Annotated in this window: 21 protein-coding genes; 11 read left to right on the top strand and 10 right to left on the bottom strand. The window is 46.1% G+C overall.

The features are described from left to right. The first annotated feature begins 217 nt into the window (after positions 1 to 217). From thiB to thiQ, 3 genes are read left to right on the top strand one after another with little or no spacing between them, the layout of a single operon-like run. Positions 218 to 1,210: a thiamine ABC transporter substrate binding subunit gene (gene thiB, locus WJM94_RS13465; RefSeq protein ID WP_444494721.1), complete on the top strand. Its 993-nt coding sequence runs from the start codon at positions 218 to 220 to the stop codon at positions 1,208 to 1,210. Positions 1,211 to 1,221: 11 nt separating this feature from the next. Next, on the top strand, positions 1,222 to 2,808 hold the full coding sequence (gene thiP, locus WJM94_RS13460; protein WP_444494823.1) for a thiamine/thiamine pyrophosphate ABC transporter permease ThiP: 1,587 nt from the start codon (positions 1,222 to 1,224) through the stop codon (positions 2,806 to 2,808). Beyond that, positions 2,808 to 3,512 (top strand): thiamine ABC transporter ATP-binding protein, encoded by a 705-nt coding sequence (gene thiQ / locus WJM94_RS13455; RefSeq protein ID WP_444494720.1) that lies wholly within the window; start codon positions 2,808 to 2,810, stop codon positions 3,510 to 3,512. The genes thiP and thiQ overlap by 1 nt, the downstream gene beginning before the upstream one ends. A gap of 77 nt (positions 3,513 to 3,589) precedes the next feature. Here thiQ and WJM94_RS13450 read toward each other — a convergent pair whose 3' ends face one another. From WJM94_RS13450 to argR, 4 genes are all read right to left on the bottom strand, one after another. Continuing rightward, a complete protein-coding gene (locus WJM94_RS13450; RefSeq protein WP_444494719.1) occupies positions 3,590 to 4,021 on the bottom strand; it encodes a universal stress protein in 432 nt (143 codons plus the stop codon). Between the two features lie 44 nt (positions 4,022 to 4,065). Continuing rightward, on the bottom strand, positions 4,066 to 6,645 hold the full coding sequence (locus WJM94_RS13445; RefSeq protein WP_444494718.1) for a TRAP transporter permease: 2,580 nt from the start codon (positions 6,643 to 6,645) through the stop codon (positions 4,066 to 4,068). Between the two features lie 400 nt (positions 6,646 to 7,045). Further along, positions 7,046 to 8,014 carry a TAXI family TRAP transporter solute-binding subunit gene (locus WJM94_RS13440; protein WP_444494717.1) on the bottom strand — a complete coding sequence of 323 codons (969 nt, stop codon included), beginning with the start codon at positions 8,012 to 8,014 and terminating at the stop codon, positions 7,046 to 7,048. Between the two features lie 400 nt (positions 8,015 to 8,414). After that, positions 8,415 to 8,885, bottom strand: coding sequence for a transcriptional regulator ArgR (gene argR / locus WJM94_RS13435; RefSeq protein WP_444494822.1), 471 nt, complete (start codon positions 8,883 to 8,885; stop codon positions 8,415 to 8,417). A gap of 359 nt (positions 8,886 to 9,244) precedes the next feature. Here argR and mdh point away from each other — a divergent pair, with 359 nt between their 5' ends. Together mdh and WJM94_RS13425 are read left to right on the top strand one after the other, a co-directional pair. Further along, the gene (gene mdh, locus WJM94_RS13430; protein WP_444494716.1) at positions 9,245 to 10,180 is read left to right on the top strand and encodes a malate dehydrogenase; all 936 of its coding nucleotides are present in this window, start codon (positions 9,245 to 9,247) and stop codon (positions 10,178 to 10,180) included. A 115-nt stretch (positions 10,181 to 10,295) separates the two neighbouring features. Continuing rightward, a complete protein-coding gene (locus WJM94_RS13425) occupies positions 10,296 to 10,487 on the top strand; it encodes a hypothetical protein (RefSeq protein WP_444494715.1) in 192 nt (63 codons plus the stop codon). 78 nt (positions 10,488 to 10,565) lie between these two features. Here the strand turns inward: WJM94_RS13425 and ispB are convergent, their stop codons facing one another. After that, positions 10,566 to 11,537 (bottom strand): octaprenyl diphosphate synthase, encoded by a 972-nt coding sequence (gene ispB, locus WJM94_RS13420; protein ID WP_444494714.1) that lies wholly within the window; start codon positions 11,535 to 11,537, stop codon positions 10,566 to 10,568. A 256-nt stretch (positions 11,538 to 11,793) separates the two neighbouring features. Between ispB and rplU the strand changes: the two genes are divergently transcribed. The 6 genes from rplU (at position 11,794) to folA (ending at position 15,814) form a co-directional block, all read left to right on the top strand. After that, positions 11,794 to 12,105 (top strand): 50S ribosomal protein L21, encoded by a 312-nt coding sequence (gene rplU, locus WJM94_RS13415; RefSeq protein WP_005383096.1) that lies wholly within the window; start codon positions 11,794 to 11,796, stop codon positions 12,103 to 12,105. 20 nt (positions 12,106 to 12,125) lie between these two features. After that, positions 12,126 to 12,383 carry a 50S ribosomal protein L27 gene (gene rpmA / locus WJM94_RS13410; protein ID WP_005383095.1) on the top strand — a complete coding sequence of 86 codons (258 nt, stop codon included), beginning with the start codon at positions 12,126 to 12,128 and terminating at the stop codon, positions 12,381 to 12,383. Between the two features lie 259 nt (positions 12,384 to 12,642). After that, positions 12,643 to 13,818 carry an Obg family GTPase CgtA gene (gene cgtA, locus WJM94_RS13405; protein ID WP_444494713.1) on the top strand — a complete coding sequence of 392 codons (1,176 nt, stop codon included), beginning with the start codon at positions 12,643 to 12,645 and terminating at the stop codon, positions 13,816 to 13,818. Between the two features lie 233 nt (positions 13,819 to 14,051). After that, positions 14,052 to 14,852: a threonine/serine exporter family protein gene (locus WJM94_RS13400; RefSeq protein ID WP_444494712.1), complete on the top strand. Its 801-nt coding sequence runs from the start codon at positions 14,052 to 14,054 to the stop codon at positions 14,850 to 14,852. Continuing rightward, complete coding sequence (locus WJM94_RS13395; protein WP_444494711.1) at positions 14,834 to 15,325, top strand: threonine/serine exporter family protein; 492 nt, start codon at positions 14,834 to 14,836, stop codon at positions 15,323 to 15,325. The genes WJM94_RS13400 and WJM94_RS13395 overlap by 19 nt, the downstream gene beginning before the upstream one ends. 9 nt (positions 15,326 to 15,334) lie before the next feature. After that, positions 15,335 to 15,814 (top strand): type 3 dihydrofolate reductase, encoded by a 480-nt coding sequence (gene folA, locus WJM94_RS13390; protein WP_444494710.1) that lies wholly within the window; start codon positions 15,335 to 15,337, stop codon positions 15,812 to 15,814. A 95-nt stretch (positions 15,815 to 15,909) separates the two neighbouring features. On the opposite strand, the gene apaH is transcribed toward folA, so the two are convergent. The 5 genes from apaH to surA all read right to left on the bottom strand — a co-directional run bounded on the left by apaH (position 15,910) and on the right by surA (position 20,256). Next, positions 15,910 to 16,716: a bis(5'-nucleosyl)-tetraphosphatase (symmetrical) ApaH gene (gene apaH, locus WJM94_RS13385; protein ID WP_444494709.1), complete on the bottom strand. Its 807-nt coding sequence runs from the start codon at positions 16,714 to 16,716 to the stop codon at positions 15,910 to 15,912. A 16-nt stretch (positions 16,717 to 16,732) separates the two neighbouring features. Then, a complete protein-coding gene (apaG, locus tag WJM94_RS13380) occupies positions 16,733 to 17,113 on the bottom strand; it encodes a Co2+/Mg2+ efflux protein ApaG (protein WP_444494708.1) in 381 nt (126 codons plus the stop codon). Between the two features lie 65 nt (positions 17,114 to 17,178). Continuing rightward, positions 17,179 to 17,988, bottom strand: a complete 810-nt coding sequence (gene rsmA / locus WJM94_RS13375; RefSeq protein ID WP_444494707.1) for a 16S rRNA (adenine(1518)-N(6)/adenine(1519)-N(6))-dimethyltransferase RsmA — start codon at positions 17,986 to 17,988, stop codon at positions 17,179 to 17,181. After that, positions 17,985 to 18,983 (bottom strand): 4-hydroxythreonine-4-phosphate dehydrogenase PdxA, encoded by a 999-nt coding sequence (gene pdxA, locus WJM94_RS13370; protein ID WP_444494706.1) that lies wholly within the window; start codon positions 18,981 to 18,983, stop codon positions 17,985 to 17,987. Before pdxA ends, rsmA begins: the two co-directional genes overlap by 4 nt. Next, positions 18,973 to 20,256, bottom strand: coding sequence for a peptidylprolyl isomerase SurA (gene surA / locus WJM94_RS13365; protein ID WP_444494705.1), 1,284 nt, complete (start codon positions 20,254 to 20,256; stop codon positions 18,973 to 18,975). The genes pdxA and surA overlap by 11 nt, the downstream gene beginning before the upstream one ends. Between the last annotated feature and the right edge of the window lie 43 nt (positions 20,257 to 20,299).

The raw sequence follows: 20,299 nt of genomic DNA, 5'->3' as shown, positions 1-20,299 counted from the left end.
AACTCATCGGGGAGCAACCCCACTTAGTATTGTGTTAATCAATACATTTGGGCGCTGAGACCAAATGGCTTAACCTAGTTAGGCCACGGGGACCCGTATTACCTGAACCAGATAATGCTGGCGTAGGAATTGAGTCTGGATATTAGCAATCCCAAATAGCCGCCTCAAACCTGTGCCGCTCAACAAATTTCTCTGAAATAGACATGGAGAGCGAGCAGTGAAAACCACTCTGAGCCTGATTGCCCTGGCTGTAATCACAACAACTTCAGCTTCTGCTGCTGAGAATACATTAACCATCTACACCTACGACTCATTCGCTTCAGATTGGGGCCCAGGTCCTAAGCTTGAACAAGCTTTTGAAGCTAAATGCGGTTGTGACGTTAATTTCGTCGCGCTTGATGATGGCGTATCGATTTTGAACCGCCTACGTCTGGAAGGCAGCAACAGCAAAGCCGACATCGTCTTGGGCCTGGATAACAACCTGATGGCGGAAGCCGAGAAAACGGGTCTGCTGGCCGAGCATAATGTAGATACGTCGAAAACCATTTTGCCAAACGGCTGGAATGACAAAACGTTCGTCCCGTACGACTATGGTTACTTCGCGTTTGTCTATAACAAAGAAAAGCTGACCAATCCGCCGAAAAGCATGAAAGAGCTGGTTGAATCTCGTGATGATCTTAAAGTGATTTATCAGGATCCTCGCACTTCAACTCCGGGTCAGGGGCTGATGTTGTGGATGAAGTCAATCTACGGCGACAATACTGCGCAAGCTTGGAAGCAACTGGCGGGGAAAACCGTAACGGTAACCAAAGGTTGGTCTGAAGCGTACTCAATGTTCCTCAACGGTGAATCTGATTTAGTGCTTTCTTACACGACATCACCTGCGTACCACCTGATTGCGGAGCAGGATGCTAAGTTTGCCACAGCTGACTTTGCAGAAGGTCATTATATGCAAGTGGAAGTGGCAGCGAAGGTTAGCGGTTCGAAGAATCCGAAACTTGCGGATGAATTCTTGAGCTTCATGCTGAGTGATGAGTTCCAATCCGCAATGCCTACAGGAAACTGGATGTATCCAGTGACCGACGTTGCTCTGCCAAAAGGCTTTGAAACCTTAAACGTACCAAGTAAGTCTCTGAGCTTTACGGCGGATGAAGTAGCAAAAATGCGTAAGACTTGGATTCGCGAGTGGCAAAACGCCCTGACTTTCTAAGAGTTGCTCTCTTGAATACCGTACCAAAATTAGGTGTAGGGGTCGCGATAGTCATCGCGGCCTTTGTTCTTTCTGCTCTGGGCGCTTTGATTTTTCAGGCCCCTTCTTTAGATGTGTCGATGGTCTGGGATGACCCGTATTATCAACACGTTACCAAATTCAGCTTCTATCAGGCTTTCTTATCCACATTACTCAGTGTGGGCTTGGCTATACCTGTTGCGCATGCGCTGGCCCGCCGAGAGTTTTTCGGTAAGTCGTTATTGCTCAAACTGTTTGCTTCAACCTTAGTTCTGCCCGTTCTGGTTGGCGTTTTTGGATTATTGGCGATCTATGGCAACAGTGGTTTGGTGGCTAAGTGGCTACAAGATTTTGATGCCAAGCTACCATTTTCTATCTATGGCTTGAATGGCATTTTACTCGCTCATGTATTCTTTAATCTGCCTTATGCCGCACGATTGCTGCTGCAAGCACTTGAGTCAATTCCTGCTGAACAACATAAACTGTGCGCTCATCTCGGGATGAGTCATTGGGAGAAGTTTCGTTGGGTGGAGTGGCCGCGTTTAAGACAACAACTTCCTCATGTCAGCGGCTTAGTGTTTATGCTGTGCTTTACCAGTTTTGCTACGGTAATGGCATTGGGCGGTGGGCCAAAATCGACCACCATTGAACTGGCCATTTACCAAGCCATTAAATTTGACTTTGACCTGCAGGCTGGCGCTTTATTGGCACTGTGGCAAATGTTGTTGTGCGGTGTGCTTGCGATTGGTGTACAGAAGCTGACAAAGCCTGTATCCATAAGCGCTGGCAGTACTTCGGTACAGCAATACTTAACGAAGGATCATGGGTGGTCAAAAGCTTGGGATAGCTTTTGGATCATAGGGGCCTTTTTACTGGTTATTCCGCCGCTGGTTATGGTGGTGTTGAGTGGTATTAATCACCAAGTTGGCACGGTATTGAGTGATGCTCGTTTCTGGTCAGCCTTATTTAACTCGCTAAAAGTCGCCGGGTTAGCCAGTACCCTTGCCGTTGCTGCCGGTGTTTCTATCTTACTTACCAGCCGACGCTGGCGACTGGATTATAAAAACGCGCGTGCAGATCACATTGAGCTCGTGGGCACCATCATTCTGGTGACGCCGGGACTGGTGATCAGTACGGGGTTGTTCTTGTTGCTCCGCTCTTTCACCGATGTATTCAGTATGGCATTTTTTGTTGTCATTCTGGTTAACGGTCTGATGGCTCTGCCTTATGTGATTAAAACGTTGGCGCAGCCGATGCTGCACATTGAACAGCAATATCAATATGTCTGCGCCAGCTTAGGAATGAGAGGCTGGCAGCGATTTAAAGTGGTGGAGTGGCGGGCACTGCGTAAGCCCTTTGCTCACGCCTTTGCGATTAGCTTTATGTTTGCGATAGGGGACTTAAGTGCGATTGCACTGTTCGGCGGACAAGAGTTTCGAACTTTACCGCTGTATTTATTCCAGTTGCTTGGCAGTTATCAAATGGAAGCTGCGGCAGTCGTGTCGGTGACCTTACTGCTACTCAGTGTCGGCTGTTTTACCCTGATTGAGAAAGTATTAAAAACGAAGGAGAGAGCGTAATGTTAGTGTTGGATGATGTGCAGTACACCTACCAACGAGAGCTGTTTCGTTTTGAATTAACCATTGAGCGCGGTCAGATTGTCTCGCTCATGGGACCAAGTGGGGCGGGTAAATCCACGTTATTGGCACTGGTGGCTGGTTTTATTCATCCCGATCAAGGTGACATTCGGGTTGATGGCGAATCGATAGTTCGCAAAGAGCCTTATCAGCGTCCTTTCTCGATGTTATTTCAGGAGCACAATCTGTTTGCTCACTTATCGGTGCGTGACAACATCAGTTTGGGCTTGCATCCGGGGTTAAAGCTCACTGCAGACCAAAAGCGTCAGGTAGAGCAAGCCGCACAGCAAGTTGGTGTCGCAGAATATCTCGACCGTTTACCAGAGCACCTCTCGGGTGGTCAGCGGCAACGTGTTGCGTTAGCACGTTGTTTTGTTCAGCCTCACCCGGTTTGGTTGCTGGATGAACCTTTCTCGGCACTGGATCCTGTGCTGCGTGAAGAGATGCTTGGGTTAGTTAAAAGGTTGGCAACTGAGCGGGGAATTACCGTATTAATGGTGACTCACCATCTGAGTGATGCTAAGGCTATAGCCAGCCACTTTGCGTTTGTTTCTGGTGGTAAAATTGAGGCTTCGGGTGAGATCGGCGAGCTCAGCATGACACATTCAAGTGAGGCTTTACAAGCATTCGTACGGGCGGCTGGATAAGCTTTATTGAGACAGAAAAACAAAAGGTTGATGTGGACATCAACCTTTTTTATATCGATACGAATCGTGAGTGTAGGTTATGGTTTCACGACCATCACGTTGACTGGTGAGTACTCGACCACTTTACTGGCTACAGAGCCGAGCATCACTTTATTTATCTTCGAACGCTTGTGGCTCGGCATAATGATAAGGTCTACCCCTAAACGCGTGGCGTGTTCAATTATCGTGGTGTAAGGCTTACCTTCAGCCACATGGACACTATAGGTGATATCTTCTTTGATGTTGTCTTTAGCAAATGCCGTTAACTGCTGTTCGACATCTTGCTTCATTTTAAGGGCAGCATCTTTCGGAAAATAAGTTGCAACCATCGACATGTGAATACCAGGTACAACAGTTAACAGATGAATTACCGCGTTAGCTTGCTTCGCTTGCCAAACAGCCAATTCAACCGCTCGGTCTGAGAAGCCTTGATCATTAAGATCAACCGGAACAAGAATTTGTTTAAACATTCAATTACTCTCACTCAGCCCCCAGTCTCCCGGGGGCAAATCGGTTATGCGCTCAGTTGTTCCTTGCGCGTACGACGTTTCTGGTTCATAGCAAGTGCCAGCAGAATCAATAAGCAAGGCACAAATACCCACTCTTTCATTGGACGATCGGCCTCTTGAATGACCGATTTGATCTCCCAGTCAAAGTCGATACCTGCGGACTCGGCAGGACTGCCAAACTCGACCATATCCACGATCATTTTTCCGTCATTTTCGGTTAGCATCATACCCATCGATGTGATGCGTTCTTCTGCAGTTTTGGCATTGTCGTCAAACGGCAGCAGTACCGTTTTCTCAATGCTTTCACCTTCTAGGTTCTGTCCGGCGACACGCAGTTCAATCGATTGTCCTACAGGGAGTTTTTCTGCAATTTGGGCTACTTCGATCCCTGGAGAAAACACTTTAGCCGGGTAGATCATGTCCCACCAGAATCCTGGGCGGAAGAATGAGAAAGTCAGCACTAATAATAGGATGGTTTCCCACCACTTATTGCGAGTTAACCACCATCCTTGAGTTGCTGCGGAAAATATCAGCATCGCAATAATGGAAGACATTATCGTCAGCGCTAAATGCCACCATGTGTCGATGCCCATCAATAGCAATTGGGTATTAAAGACGAACATGAATGGCAGAATGGCGGTACGGATATCGTACGCAAAGCCCTGAATACCAGTACGGATTGGATCTGATTTGGCAATGGCAGCCGCAGCAAATGCCGCCAAGCCGACTGGTGGCGTATCATCCGCGAGGATACCGAAGTAGAACACGAACAGGTGTACAGCAATCAGTGGGATGATAAGACCATGTGCAGCGCCAAGAGTGACGATAACCGGTGCCATCAGCGTTGATACTACGATGTAGTTTGCTGTTGTCGGTAGACCCATTCCCAGAACCAAGCTGATCACAGCGGTAAACAGCAGCATAAGGAATACGCTACCACCGGAGATGAACTCGACAAAGTCAGTCATAACCAAGCCAATACCGGTCAATGTGACTACACCTACCACCGTACCTGCAGCTGCGGTCGCAACACCAATACCAATCATGTTACGTGCACCAGCCACCAAGCTCTCCACGAGATCCACAAAACCTTCTTTAGTATGCTGAGCGAGATCCCCTTGTTTTGATAACACCGCAATCAAAGGACGTTGAGTCAGCAAAATAAAGATCATAAACACCGTTGCCCAGAATGCCGATAGGCCCGGAGAAAAGCGCTCTACGGTCAAACACCACACCAATACTACGATTGGCAACAGGTAATGCAGACCTGACTTAACCGTTGGACCCGGTTCTGGTACTTCAGTCAGCTCATCGTCAATGCTAATTTCACCATCTTTAACGTGGTTGGCTGAAACTTTTACTAGAGCGACATAGGTGATTAACAGCGCGATCATCACGATTGGTGTTGCTGCCGCGCCAAAGACATCTTTCGTCCAGCCCACTCCGTAGTAGACCACTGCGCTAATGACACAAAGCCCTAAGATTGTACCGGTGAACGACAACAGGCTTTGCAGCATAGTCGGGTTATGACGGCGAGGTAGTCCTGTCATCCCCGCTTTACATGCTTCAAGGTGAACAATGTAAATCAACGCAATATACGAGATGAGGGCTGGCAGTATTGCTGCTTTGATAACTTCAACGTAAGAGATACCGACGTATTCCACCATCAAGAATGCCGCGGCACCCATGATTGGCGGTGTTAGCTGACCGTTGGTTGAAGCTGCTACTTCTACGGCACCCGCTTTGGTACCCGGGAAACCTACTCGTTTCATCAACGGAATAGTAAACGTACCAGTGGTTACTACGTTGGCAATGGAAGAGCCAGACACCAGACCTGACAGACCTGAAGCCACAACGGCCGCTTTCGCCGGACCTCCTCTCATGTGCCCTAGCAGAGAGAACGCCACCTTAATGAAATAGGCACCAGCACCAGCGCGTTCTAGCATGGCACCAAACAGCACAAATAAGAACACGAAAGAAGTTGATACACCCAGAGCCACACCAAATACCCCTTCAGTGGTCAGCCATAAGTGAGACATCGCTTTATTTAAGCTTGCTCCTTTATGGGCAATGACATCGGGCATATATGGGCCGGCAAAGGTGTACGTAAGAAATAGGGCTGCCACAAGCATCAGTGGTGGTCCAAGAGCCCTGCGCGTCGCTTCCAAAAGCAGTATCATGCCAGTGACCGATGCGACGATGTCTATGGTCGTTGGTGCTCCGGAGCGTCCCGCGAGTTCGGTGTAGAAAATATAGATATAAGCAGCTGAGAAGCTACCAGCAAGAGCGAGAATCCAGTCGACTATAGGAATGTGGTCGCGGGGAGAATGCTTCATTGCTGGATATGCAGTGAAAGCTAAGAAGACCGCAAACGTTAAGTGAATCGCGCGGGCTTCAGTGTCATTCAGTACGCCGAAATTAAAAATAAATGGTAATGGCGATGCATACCATAATTGAAATAGTGACCAACACAGAGGAACAAACCATAGGATTTGTCCTTGTATGCCCGAAGGACTACGTGCCCCTGAGTCTGCTTGAGCCACCATATCTTGCACATCTTGTGACGGAGTTTTGTTCGTCGACATGTACTTTTCCTTATTATTGATGGTTCTGCCTGTTTTGTATGTCGAAAACACACATCGCCTATATCAGTGTAGTGAATTGAGCGAAGTTTGCTGTCGAGTATTCCGCCGCCTGAAATCAAAATGAAGCTTGTCATAAGCTTTGATTGGATGCGTTAAAGTGTTTTCTTTGGCATTGTGAGGTTTAGAAAAACCGATGAATAACCCCAGATGACCTTAATAACCAGGGTGTGCCGCTTTGCCCTTGGTAAGAGATAAGCTCGTGATGCCCCTCATCAAGTTATTCAAAGCAAGTCTGGTATCTTAAGCTACTGCAGTATTAAACAAATATGCTGGTGTAATAACTACAACCAGCATATTGAATAGGGTAGATAACAACTTGTATCTACCTTGACTTGGGTGATTACTTAATCAGACCCACTTCTTTGTAGTACTTCACGGCACCTGGGTGCAGAGGAATTGAAATACCCGCTTTAACCATGTCTTCTTTTTTCAGGTTCGCGAAAGCAGGGTGAAGACGTTTGAAGGTGTCGAAGTCTTCGAATACCGCTTTTGTAACGTTATATGCCACTTCATCTGAAACGTCAGTCGAAGTTACCATTGTTGCTGCCACACCAAAGCTTTTCACGTCTTGATCGGTACCACGGTACATACCAGCAGGTACTGTGCTGTATGCGTAGTAAGGGGTATTTGAAACGATCTTGTCGATCTCAGGACCAGTTGCAGGAACTAGTTTTGCATCGCAAGAGGTTGTTGCTTCTTTGATTGAACCGTTTGGGTGACCAACCATGTAAATGAAGGCGTCGATTTTGTTATCACAAAGTGCTTGGGAACGCTCAGAACCTTTAAGTTCGGAAGCTAGCTGGAAGCTATCATTTGTCCAGCCCATTGCGTCCATAACAACGCTCATTGTTGCGCGGTCACCAGAACCCGGGTTACCGATGTTTACGCGTTTACCTTTGAGGTCTTTAACGTTATTGATGCCAGAATCTGTTCGAGCAATGATGTTGAAAGGTTCAGTATGCAGAGAGAACATTGCACGGAGCTTTTTGTACGGGCCTTGTTCCGCAAACTCACTCGTACCATTGTAGCCATGGTATTGCCAATCAGACTGGACGATACCGAAGTCTAATTCGCCAGATCGAATAGTGTTAACGTTGTAAATAGAACCGCCAGTTGCTTCAACTGAACAACGAATGTTGTGATCCTTACGACCTTTGTTTATCAATTTACAGATAGCACCGCCAGTCGGGTAGTAAACGCCTGTCACAGAGCCTGTACCGATAGTAATAAACTCTTGAGCATTAACTGCGCCAGCACCCATTACAGCTGCTGCGATAGCACCGACTTTGAGTAGTTTGTAAAATGCCATGAAATTCCCTTCCTTATATTCATTATTTACCCGGAAATAACCATCAATCACTTCTGGAGTTTCCTCTTTGGAAACGGCATCTTTTCCAATCCAATTGTTTGAAAAAGCAAACAAATAATAACAAAAAATTGGCAGAAAATTATCCGACTGTTAAAAGTTATAGCGAATAAGTCTGAGGTCTGCGAGAAGAACCAGTGATTGATCTATTATTTTATTCTTTTTATAACAGTAGCTTAGGCTTTGATGTGAGGGAAGAAAGAAAAAACTGTTAGCGTGATTCAGATCACAAATAAGTGACTAGAAAACCAACAAAAAGTGGAGGTGATGGCAGAGAGTGTGAGCCATAAAATTTAATAAATTTATAGCTCACAAAGAGTTATCTGGCTTGAACTAAGCGATCTTAGCCAGTGTATTCGAACAGTTCACAAACCGATTTGAACAATTGTTCAGTAGAGACAGGTAGTGTTGGAGTGATAAAGATGGTGTCATCACCAGCAACTACGCCAAGAATGCCTTCAGATTTACCTAAAGAGTCCAGCATACGAGCAATAAGTTGTGCAGCACCAGGGCCGGTGTGGATAACCACTAATGCTGCATTGTGGTCGATATCCAGAACAAGTTCACGCAAAGAGCTGCTTGTTGTTGGTACGCCTAGCTCAGCAGGCAGACAATAGACCATATCCATTTTCGCATTTCGTGTACGTACCGCACCGAATTTGGTCAGCATGCGAGAAACTTTAGATTGGTTAATGCTTTCAAAACCTTGCAGTTTTAGTGCGTCAACAATTTCGCCCTGTGAACCAAAGCTCTCCTCTTTTAATAGGGCTTTAAAAGCACGAACTAAGTTGTCTTGTTTTTCAGTATTGCGCATGGTCATTATGATTCTCTTAATTACGGAACAGCAATTTTGCATATTCTCGCATATATATTCATCTGTTTCCAAAAAGACCCCGGATAATGTTAGTTACATCACTGTAAACTATTAACAGAATGCCATTCTTTAAGTGAGGGTGGGGGTGTGTGGTTTTGTTTCTTCTAATTTCTTGTCATTTCAAGTGAATAAAAGAATAATCCGGTCGCCGTCTGTGGCACGGCTACAGTGAGTTGCGCGACGTCGCAAAGCTGGCGTTAATTGATTGTAATCAAGTTGTGATTCCGATAGGTTTATCGGGCTGGTTACAAACTACCCTATGAATACATTTATAAGAGAATACTCTCAAGGAGAACTACATGAAAGTAGCCGTTATTGGTGCCGCTGGCGGTATCGGTCAAGCCCTTGCCCTTTTACTTAAGAACCGTCTTCCTGCTGGTTCTGATTTAGCCCTGTATGACATCGCACCTGTTACTCCAGGTGTTGCTGCGGATCTTAGCCACATCCCGACTCCTGTATCGATCAAAGGATATGCGGGTGAGGATCCAACACCTGCACTAGAAGGTGCAGATGTAGTTCTAGTCTCAGCTGGTGTTGCACGTAAACCAGGTATGGATCGTGCGGACCTATTTAATGTTAACGCAGGTATCGTTAAGTCGTTAGCAGAGAAAATTGCTGTAGTTTGTCCTAACGCATGTGTTGGTATCATTACTAACCCTGTAAACACGACTGTGCCAATCGCTGCAGAAGTACTTAAGAAAGCTGGCGTTTACGACAAGCGTAAACTGTTCGGTGTAACAACACTTGACGTTATTCGTTCAGAAACTTTCGTTGCTGAGTTGAAAGACAAAGATCCAAGTGATGTTCGTGTACCTGTTATTGGTGGTCACTCAGGCGTAACAATTCTTCCTCTACTTTCTCAAGTAGAAGGTGTTGAATTTACTGCTGAAGAAGTTGAAGCGCTGACTAAGCGTATCCAGAACGCGGGTACTGAAGTCGTTGAAGCAAAAGCGGGTGGCGGCAGTGCGACACTATCTATGGGTCAAGCTGCATGTCGCTTCGGTCTATCTCTGGTACGTGCTCTTCAAGGCGAAGAAGGCGTAGTTGAGTGTGCATACGTGGAAGGTGACGGCGAGCACGCACCTTACTTTGCGCAGCCAGTGAAATTAGGTAAAGATGGCGTTGAAGAAGTATTAAGCTACGGTGCACTAAGCGACTACGAAAAGTCTGCTCTAGACAGCATGCTAGAAACGCTAAATGGTGATATCAACATTGGTGTTGAATTCGCTAAGTAATCTTGAGCGTTCATCGTTAGTATTAGAAAGCCGATCTTAGGATCGGCTTTTTTGATCCGTTTACTTTTTCCTACGTAGAAGAGAGCAACACGATAACCGTAAGGAGGAGTAGAAAATGGAAGCGAGTCGAATCCGTAAAGGTATGGTCGTGGAATGCCAGCAAGGTGTCGGTACGATACTTGCTGTTGATCGTGAAGCGGAAACAGTACTACTGTCTAAACAAGGTTCAGATGAGCAAATTGCAGTTACGTTTGATGAAATCGAAGATGATCCGCAGTTGCATGGTGGTAGTGAGCGGTATTATTAGTGTATCGCGTGACGAATATGAAAGGCTAAAAAGGAAGAGCGAGGCTCTTCCTTTTTATTTTCGTCTTACAAGCGCGGATTATCGAGTGCGATTTACTGCGACGTGAGCCAATGTGACAAGAGCTTCTTTGTACTCTGACTCTGGTAGTACTGATAGCTCAGCAATGGCCTTATCGGCTTCATCCAGCGCTTTTTGCGTGGTGTATTCCAGTGAGCCTGCCTCTTTCATTACAGCAAGGATCTCTTCCAGACGTTCCATACCGTTGGCTTGCTCAATCGCTTCGCGAATCATCTGCGCGTTTTCTGGGGTCGTGTTGCGCATCGCATGAAGCAAAGGAAGTGTTGGTTTGCCTTCAGCCAAATCATCGCCAACGTTCTTACCCATGTCTTCACCATCGGACGTGTAATCCATGACGTCATCAATCAGCTGGAATGCGGTACCTAAATATTTACCGTAATTCTGCAATGCTGTTTCGACGTGCTCTGGTGCGTCATTGAGGATTGCGCCGATTTGTGTCGCGGACTCAAACAAACGTGCGGTCTTCGAGTAGATGACCTGCATGTAGCTCTCTTCTGTCGTGTCAGGATCATTGCAGTTCATTAGCTGCTGCACTTCTCCCTCTGCGATCACGTTTACCGCGTTACTCATCAATTTAAGGATCTTCATGGATCCTAACTCGGTCATCATTTGAAATGAGCGAGTATAGATAAAGTCCCCAACAAGCACGCTGGCGGCATTGCCAAAGGCGGCATTCGCCGTTGCTTTACCGCGGCGCATGTCTGATTCGTCTACCACGTCATCGTGCAACAGAGTTGCTGTATGGATGAACTCAATAAACGCAGCCGCCATGGTATGGCCGGTTCCTTGGTAACCAAGTGCACGGGCAGACAATATCGCCAGTAGAGGTCGTAGGCGTTTGCCTCCACCACTAACGATATAGAAACCGAGCTGGTTGATTAAAGAGACATCAGAATTTAATTGGGCTTGAATTGTTTCATTCACTTTTGCCATGTCGTCGGCAGTAAGCGCTTGGATAGTTTTAAAATCCATTATACATCCGGCTGAAGTTAGACCCTGCAAGGCTTATTCGATTTATATAATTGTCGAATAATACACTAAAAAACGTTGATTAATACATTACTAAAGGGCATGATTGCCGCACTTTTCATTGGCGATTAGCTTTTCGCCAATTTTTTCAAAATATGGCTTGTCATAGGGACTTCTCTTCTGTAGAATCTGCGCCCTATTGATGATTAGTTTAGCGCACACCCTCACGAAAGGCTGTGCGGAAAAAGCGGAGTAAAATATGTACGCTGTTTTCCAATCTGGTGGTAAACAACACCGTGTAAGCGAAGGTCAAACTCTTCGTTTAGAGAAATTAGACGTTGAAACTGGTGCAACTGTAGAATTTGATAAAGTTCTTCTTGTTGCTAACGGCGAAGACATCAAAGTTGGTGCTCCTCTTGTAGAGGGCGGCAAAATTGTTGCTGAAGTTGTACAACACGGTCGTGGCGATAAAGTTAAAATCGTTAAGTTCCGTCGTCGTAAGCACTCTCGTAAGCAACAGGGTCACCGTCAGTGGTTCACTGAAGTGAAGATCACTGGTATCAACGCTTAATCTATTAGGAGAGTTTAACAATGGCACACAAAAAAGCTGGTGGTTCTACTCGTAACGGCCGCGATTCAGAAAGCAAACGCCTTGGTGTTAAGCGTTTCGGTGGTGAATCTGTTCTAGCAGGTAACATCATCGTTCGTCAACGTGGTACTAAGTTCCACGCTGGTAACAACGTAGGTATCGGTAAAGACCACACTCTATTCGCTCTTACTGAAGGTAAAGTGAAGTTTGAAGTGAAAGGTCCTAAGAACCGTAAGTTTGTTAGCATCGAAGCAGAGTAATTAGGTTCTAAACCAATTACTTAATAGCTTTAAGCTGAATTCAAAAGCCCTGCCGATTCGGTGGGGTTTTTTATTTGTAGCAGTCGACATATCGAAGCTTCTCGCTTGAATCCCAAGCGATTTGAATTTGGGAGCTTAGATCTGTCATCTGCTAAAATTGTCAGATGACAAACTAGATTTAATACCAATCACAGTCAGTAAATGATCAGTTATTTACTACGGTTGGTATAGTCCACGCACGAAGTAGTCGGAGTAAAAGATGAAGTTCGTAGATGAAGCGGTAGTAAAAGTTCAGGCTGGTGACGGCGGTAGCGGCGTTGTCAGTTTCTGGCGTGAAAAATTCATCACTAAAGGTGGTCCTGATGGCGGTGATGGTGGCGACGGCGGCGATGTATACATCCAGGCTGACGAGAACCTCAACACACTGATTGATTACCGTTTCCAGCGCTTTTACGAAGCAGAGCGTGGAGAAAACGGTCGCGGTGGTAACTGTACTGGTAAGCGCGGTAAAGATATTGTGCTACGTGTACCTGTTGGTACTCGTGCGGTTGATATTCACACCAACGAAATTGTTGCTGAAGTTGCTGAACACGGCAAAAAAGTAATGGTTGCTAAAGGTGGCTGGCACGGCCTTGGTAACACGCGTTTTAAATCTTCTGTAAACCGAGCTCCTCGTCAGAGAACGCTGGGTACTAAAGGCGAAATTCGTGAAATTCGTCTGGAGCTACTATTGCTGGCTGATGTCGGTATGCTTGGCTTGCCAAACGCGGGTAAATCAACCTTTATTCGCGCAGTTTCTGCAGCAAAACCAAAAGTGGCAGATTACCCATTTACAACGTTAATCCCAAGTTTGGGTGTTGTGAGTGTGGTACCTGAGAAGAGCTTTGTAGTCGCAGATATTCCTGGCCTGATTGAAGGTGCTGCGGAAGGTGCTGGTCTGGGTATTCGATTCCTAAAACACCTGGAACGTTGCCGCGTGTTACTGCACATGATCGATATCATGCCGATTGATCAATCTGACCCTGTGCAAAATGCGCTAACGATCATTGATGAGTTAGAGCAATACAGTGAGAAGCTGGCAAATAAACCGCGTTGGTTGGTATTCAACAAAGTTGATCTGATGCCAGAAGAAGAAGCGAATGAAACGATCCAGGAGATCTTGGACGCATTGGGTTGGGAAGATGAGTACTTTAAGATCTCAGCGATCAACCGTACTGGCACAAAAGAGCTTTGCTACAAACTCGCTGACTTTATGGAAAATCTGCCTCGCGAAGTGGAAGAAGTGGCTGAAGAAGATAAAGTTAACTTCATGTGGGATGACTACCACAAAGATGCAATGGCAGGTAAGCACGTTATTACTGAAGATGATGACGACGACTGGGATGATTGGGACGACGAAGAAGATGACGGTCACGTTGTCTACGTTCGTGACTAATTTTATCATCTGGTAATATTTGCCAAGAAAATTTAATCAAGCCGCAATGTCTATTGCGGCTTTTTTTGTATCTAATCATATTTAGAAGGTGTGATTTACGGCACAATAGTTTTTATGTAATGAGGTTTTGGGCTGACTTTACCTCGGCACAAGTAAGATCAGAGCACGCAACGTCATCTTCGATAATTGCAGGAACTGGTATAAATGGCACCTAAAAGGAATTAGTTTTATCTATGGCATTGGAAACTTTACCGTCATCAGAGCTGGCGGTATCAAATCAAAGGGCGATTTCTCGCCTAGTTGCTCAAGCGGGACAAATGTTACTCGCTCATGGCGCTGAAAGTACGCTAGTGAGCGATATTATGCGCCGAATTGGGCTTGCTTGCGGTGTTCATGAAGTCGCGGTAGCACTCTCAGCAAATGCGCTTGTCGTCACCACACTGATGGATGGACATTGCATTACCACGACACGAAGTTGTGCCGATCGTGGTATCAATATGCGCGTTATAACGCAAATTCAGCGTATTTGTATCATGATGGAGAGAGGACTGCTCGATGCATCGATGGCCCAGAAAAAGCTGAATACGATCAGTCCCGAGCGTTATAACCGTTGGCTGGTTGTTATTATGATTGGTTTTTCATGTGCGGCATTCAGCCACTTAGCCGGTGGCGATATCGGCGTATTCGTGATGACTTTCTTAGCATCTGCCCTCGGGATGATTGTTCGTCAGGAAATTGGTCACCGTCACTTTAACCCTTTACTTAATTTTGCCGCTACCGCATTTGTTACGACCTTAATTTCGGCGCAAGCGGAGATTTATCAAATCGGCAATCTACCTACAGTTGCGATGGCATCGTCTGTTTTGATGTTAGTACCCGGTTTCCCTTTAATTAACGCGGTAGCCGATATGCTAAAAGGCCATATCAATATGGGGATTGCACGTTTTGTCATGGCAAGTCTGCTGACATTGGCAACCTGTTTAGGCATTGTTGCAGCAATGAGTGTGACTGGTATTTGGGGATGGAGCAGCTAATGAGTATTTTTGATTTGTTGTTTGGTCTCTTAAACGACATGTTTTTCGCTGCAATTCCCGCAGTGGGATTTGCACTGGTCTTCAACGTACCGCAAAGAGCATTAATTTACTGTGCAGTGGGTGGCGCGATTGGTCATGGCAGCCGTTATTTAATGATGCAGTTTGGCGTTCCGATCGAGTGGGCGACATTCTTTGCTGCGACTTTAGTGGGGATGATCGGCGTGCACTGGTCTCATCGCTTTTTGGCGCATCCCAAAGTATTTACTGTTGCGGCATTGATTCCTATGGTTCCCGGTGTGTTTGCCTACAAGGCAATGATAGCGATGGTAGAGATAAACCATTTAGGATATTCACCAGAACTGATTGCGATGTGCATGGAAAATTTTCTTAAAGCGATGTTTATTATTGCTGGTTTAGCCATTGGCCTCGCCGTTCCTGGGCTGTTATTCTATCGCCGTAGACCGATAGTATAAGGACCCGACATGCTCATTAGTATGATTGCCGCGATGGCAGACAACCGCATCATTGGTAAAGATAATCAAATGCCATGGCATTTACCTGCTGATTTCGTATGGTTTAAACGTTGTACCATGGGCAAGCCCGTTGTGATGGGACGTAAAACCTATGAATCGATTGGACGACCATTACCAGGCCGTCTGAACATCGTGATCAGCAGCGATGACTCTCTGAGTATCGAAGGGGTAGAGACAGTTACGTCGATTGAACAAGCCTTAGAGGTTGCAGGTGATGTGGAAGAAATCATGATCATTGGTGGTGGCTCGATTTATGCGGCCTGTTTACCGATGGCAAATAAGCTCTATGTGACTCATATTGAGGCGGCTATCGATGGTGATACACAGTTCCCGGATTGGGGGAGCGAATTTAGAGAGACATATTCTGAAGCGTATAAAGCCGATGAGAAAAACGCTTACAACATGCGCTTTACGGTTCTGGAAAAATAACATCTCCGAATAAATAGCTCCGAATAACAAAAAGCACCGTCAGTACGGTGCTTTTTTTGTTTATCGGGTATGTTTAGACTCAGCGTGTTAGATACTTAACTCAACGCCTGTTGTGTAAAGATTTGCTTATCTTCCCAGCGGATCATGGTCAGTTCTCCACCCCATACACAGCCAGTATCCAGTCCAATCACTTCCTCATCAACATGTCCCTGTAATGCCGCCCAGTGACCAAAAAGAACCGTTTTTCCAAGAGAGACTCTCTGCGGAAGATCAAACCACGGTATCAATTCATCCTTGGGCACTTGCTGCGGAGGAAGCTTGCAATTCATGTCTAATCGCCCATCCGGGAAACAAAAGCGCATACGTGTAAATGCGTTGATGGTGTAACGGTAGCGATCTAATCCAGTAAGAGAATCATCCCAGTAATCGGGCTGGTTACTGTACATGTTATGTAGCAGCCATGATAAGTGATCGCTTTGGAGAATATTTTCAACGTCTCTGGCACATTGACGTGCGGTTGCTAAGTTCCACTGTGGCGAGATACCGGCATGGCACATGACAAAATCATCGTGTTCAGCGAGAAGAGGTTGTTTTGATAACCAGTGCAATAACTTTTTACTGTCTGGTGCAGCGAAAATAGGTGCAGTTTTGTCTTTGTCTTTGAGTTTCTTCACGCCATGGGCAACCGCAAGTAAGTGCAGATCATGATTACCGAGTACCACCTTGGCACTGTCACCTAATGAGTAAGCAAAGCGTAAAGTTTCTAATGACTTAGGGCCTCTGGCTACGAGATCACCTGCAAACCAGAGTTGATCGTTCTTGGGAGAGAAAAATACGTTTTCTAATAGTCGTTGCAGCTCATCAAAGCAGCCTTGGATATCACCAACAATATAGGTAGCCACTGATTCTCCAATCTTATTAATTTAAAACATTTGGAACAGCAAGTCGGAATGGTTCTATCTCTGCGATGAACTCCTGACCCTTTTCGTCCAGCATCTTATAGTGGCCTTGCATGACACCAACTGGCGTTTCTAGCGCGGTACCACTGCTGTACGTGTATTCATCGTTACTTGTGATAAATGGCTGCTGGCCAACCACACCATCTCCTTCAACCGTCATCTGTTTTCCGTTAGAGTCGGTGATCAACCATCGGCGGCTGATCAGTTGTACGGTTTGCTGACTTAGGTTCTTAATCGTGATGATGTAGGCAAAAACGTAGCGTTGTAGCTCAGGATTCGACTGTTCTTCGATGTATTTGGTGTGAACTTGAATTTTAATGCAGGGTTGAATGACGTCCATGTACACTCCTTGAAAACTTAGCAATAAGCCAAACCTTCTGGGTTTGGCTTATTGTTTTGACGAACTTAGTGCTGTGGGTTATCCGCCAGCCAGTTCGCCATCGCGACGAATTGTTGTAGCGTCAGATTCTCTGGACGCATGCCTGGATTGACACCCAACTCTTCCAACACTTCGGTACTCAACAGCGATTTGTAGCAGTTACGTACGGTCTTACGGCGTTGGTTAAAGCCTTCGCGACATACGCGCTCCAGCAAACGCAGATCTTTCGCTGGGCACGGTAACTCTTCGTAAGGCACCAGACGAACGACCGCTGAGTCTACTTTTGGTGGCGGTACGAATGCCGTTGGCGGCACTTCCAGTACAGGCACCACTTTACAGTAGTACTGAGCCATCACGGTCAGACGACCATAAGCTTTGCTGCCCGGTCCTGCCGCTAGTCGGTTAACCACTTCTTTTTGAAGCATAAAGTGCATGTCTTGAATGTCTTTATGGAATTCAAAAAGATGGAACATCAATGGCGTAGAGATGTTGTATGGCAAGTTACCGAAGATACGCAGCTTGTTGTTAGGCTTCACCAACTGAGTGAAGTCGAAGCGCATCGCGTCGCCTTCATGAATCGTTAGCTTGTCTGCCAAGTCAGGGTGATTACGTAAACGCTCTGCCAGATCGCGGTCAAGTTCGATAACGGTGAACTTGTCGACTTCACGACCCACGGGTTCGGTAATTGCACCAAGACCCGGGCCGATTTCAACCAGATTCTGGCCTGGTTTTGGGTTAATCGCTGATACGATGCCATCAATAATGTATGGATCGTTCAGGAAGTTTTGACCAAAACGTTTACGCGCTTTGTGTCCTAAATGGACATCATTTCTCATTGTTTCTTCTCTACCAATTCTATCGCATGCGTGAGCGCTGTTCGGAAACTCCCTGTATCCGCTTGACCTGTCCCTGCCAGCTCTAATGCAGTACCGTGATCCACCGATGTTCTAATAAAAGGTAGACCAAGAGTAATGTTTACTGAACGACCAAAGCCTTTGTATTTTAATACCGGCAATACTTGATCGTGGTACATGCCTAAAACAGCATCAGCATCGTTTAAATACTTTTCATTGAAAATGGTATCTGCCGGCAGCGGGCCGATCAGGTTGAACCCTTTTTCTTTTCGAATCTTTTCTAGTGTCGGAGTGATGGTTTCGATCTCTTCACGACCTAAGCAGCCATCTTCTCCCGCATGGGGATTAAGCCCGCAAACATAGATGTTTGGTTGCTCAATGGCAAACTTTTCTACCAGGTCTTTATGAAGAATATCAATAATCTTTTCTAATCGCTCTTCTGTAACGGCTTTCGACACATAAGCCAGAGGAATATGTGTGGTTACAAGCGCAACACGAAGTCCTTCTGTCGCCAGCATCATCACAACCAGCGGTGTATTTGATTTCTCGGCAAAGAATTCAGTGTGACCACTGAACGCAACGCCAGAGCGATTGATCACCCCCTTATGTACGGGGCCGGTGACAATAGCATCAAATTCATCATTCATACAGCCTAAAGCGGCTCTTTCTAGCGTTTTTAGTACATATCGGCCATTGGCTTCATTGAGTTGACCTGCAACTGCCGTTTCCGATATTTCTACATGATCAACGATAAGCGTGCCTGCCTTTTGAGCTTTAGGCGCTTCATCTGGATTATAATCAGTGAGTTGGACGTCAATGCCAAGCAGGTTGGCACGCTCCATTAACATGTTTTTATCTGCGCAGACGACAATTTGGTGTGCCCAGTCTTCCGTTGACAGGGCTAGCACTAGGTCAGGGCCGATACCAGCAGGTTCCCCTGCGGTAACGACAATTCTGCGGATTGAATTAGTTGTCATTGCTGTCATCCACGATTTCAACAAACGCACTTGCGCGTAACTCTTGCATCCATGCGCCTGCTTCTTCATTAAACTTACGATTAAATAGAATGCGGTAAGCTTTATTCTTCATTGCTGAGTCGGTACGGTCAACTTGGCGACGGTCCATTACCTCAACAATATGCCATCCATGAACCGTTTTGAAAGGTTCGCTGATTGAGCCCACTGGCAGAGTTTCAACCTGATGCTTAAATTCTGGCACGTAAAGATCTGGTGTTTGGTAGCCAAGCTCGCCATTTTGAGCAGCAGAGCCTGGATCCTGACTGTACTGGGTTGCCAGCTGACCAAATGTGGCTTCGCCTGCCTTGATACGACGAGCAAATTCGTTCAACTGTTTCTTCGCACCTTCGTCACTCAGGATGACCGTTGGTTTGATCAGAATGTGGCGAGCATTCACTTCGGTTACCGCGACCGTTTCTAAACCTTTCACGTCGTCAATTTTTAGGATGTGGAAACCAACACCGCTGCGGAATGGACCGATGATGCTGCCCTTGTTCTGCATGTTGATTTGGTCTGCAAAGATGGTTGGCATTTCTTCTTTACGCATCCAGCCCCAATCGCCGCCTTGCAACGCCTTTGGACCGTTAGAGTAGGTGTATGCCATTTCTGTAAAATCCGCGCCATCATTAAGCTTTTTAGCCAAAGCATTAGCTTCAGCTTCTACTTGTGCTTTGTCTTTATCATCAGAGAATCGTAGCTGAATATGACTAATCTTGTATTGAGTCGTCGCACTTGTCTCTTGCGAAAGTTGTTCTGAAAGACTATCCACTTCTGCTGGCAGGATGTTAATGCGGCGGCGTACAAGCGCGTTACGTGCTTCTGATGCTGCGATTTCCTTACGGATTTGCTCACGAAACTCTGGGTAGCTTAGTCCTTCACTTTGAACCGATGCAGCCAGTTGTTCAACACTTTGGTTGTTGTTGCGAGCAATTTCTGCAATCGCTTGGTTCAGACGGCTGTCGTCGATACGAACACCGATACGTTCGGCCTCCTGGCCCTGAAGCGTATCAATGATCAGCTTTTCGACCACTTGGTTATGCAGTACCTGAGCAGAAGGTAAGCTTTTACCACTTTGGCGAGCATTCGCTTGCAGCGTTTTCATCGCCGTGTCGATATCACTTTGTAGAATCACACCGTTGTTAACGATGACAGCAACCTTATCAAGCTCTACTGGTGCTGCAACCGCCCCGCAAGAGAGTAGGGTCGTAAATAAGATTGATTTCCAAATTTTCATTTAAAATTCCGTCAGTAATTTTTAATTAGTGTCCTATTTAGTC

This window comes from Vibrio sp. YIC-376 (assembly GCF_052353105.1).
In the GTDB taxonomy this organism is placed as follows: Bacteria; Pseudomonadota; Gammaproteobacteria; order Enterobacterales; family Vibrionaceae; genus Vibrio.
Note: the sequence above shows the minus strand (reverse complement) of the source record. Positions and strands in the feature narration are given on the sequence as shown.

Coding starts and splice junctions, on each gene's coding strand:
- thiQ (WP_444494720.1), top strand. CDS start 2,808: ATGTTAGTGTTGGATGATGTGCAGTACACCTACCAACGAGAGCTGTTT.
- WJM94_RS13450 (WP_444494719.1), bottom strand. CDS start 4,021: ATGTTTAAACAAATTCTTGTTCCGGTTGATCTTAATGATCAAGGCTTC.
- WJM94_RS13445 (WP_444494718.1), bottom strand. CDS start 6,645: ATGTCGACGAACAAAACTCCGTCACAAGATGTGCAAGATATGGTGGCT.
- WJM94_RS13440 (WP_444494717.1), bottom strand. CDS start 8,014: ATGGCATTTTACAAACTACTCAAAGTCGGTGCTATCGCAGCAGCTGTA.
- argR (WP_444494822.1), bottom strand. CDS start 8,885: ATGCGCAATACTGAAAAACAAGACAACTTAGTTCGTGCTTTTAAAGCC.
- mdh (WP_444494716.1), top strand. CDS start 9,245: ATGAAAGTAGCCGTTATTGGTGCCGCTGGCGGTATCGGTCAAGCCCTT.
- WJM94_RS13425 (WP_444494715.1), top strand. CDS start 10,296: ATGGAAGCGAGTCGAATCCGTAAAGGTATGGTCGTGGAATGCCAGCAA.
- ispB (WP_444494714.1), bottom strand. CDS start 11,537: ATGGATTTTAAAACTATCCAAGCGCTTACTGCCGACGACATGGCAAAA.
- rplU (WP_005383096.1), top strand. CDS start 11,794: ATGTACGCTGTTTTCCAATCTGGTGGTAAACAACACCGTGTAAGCGAA.
- rpmA (WP_005383095.1), top strand. CDS start 12,126: ATGGCACACAAAAAAGCTGGTGGTTCTACTCGTAACGGCCGCGATTCA.
- cgtA (WP_444494713.1), top strand. CDS start 12,643: ATGAAGTTCGTAGATGAAGCGGTAGTAAAAGTTCAGGCTGGTGACGGC.
- WJM94_RS13400 (WP_444494712.1), top strand. CDS start 14,052: ATGGCATTGGAAACTTTACCGTCATCAGAGCTGGCGGTATCAAATCAA.
- folA (WP_444494710.1), top strand. CDS start 15,335: ATGCTCATTAGTATGATTGCCGCGATGGCAGACAACCGCATCATTGGT.
- apaG (WP_444494708.1), bottom strand. CDS start 17,113: ATGGACGTCATTCAACCCTGCATTAAAATTCAAGTTCACACCAAATAC.
- rsmA (WP_444494707.1), bottom strand. CDS start 17,988: ATGAGAAATGATGTCCATTTAGGACACAAAGCGCGTAAACGTTTTGGT.
- pdxA (WP_444494706.1), bottom strand. CDS start 18,983: ATGACAACTAATTCAATCCGCAGAATTGTCGTTACCGCAGGGGAACCT.
- surA (WP_444494705.1), bottom strand. CDS start 20,256: ATGAAAATTTGGAAATCAATCTTATTTACGACCCTACTCTCTTGCGGG.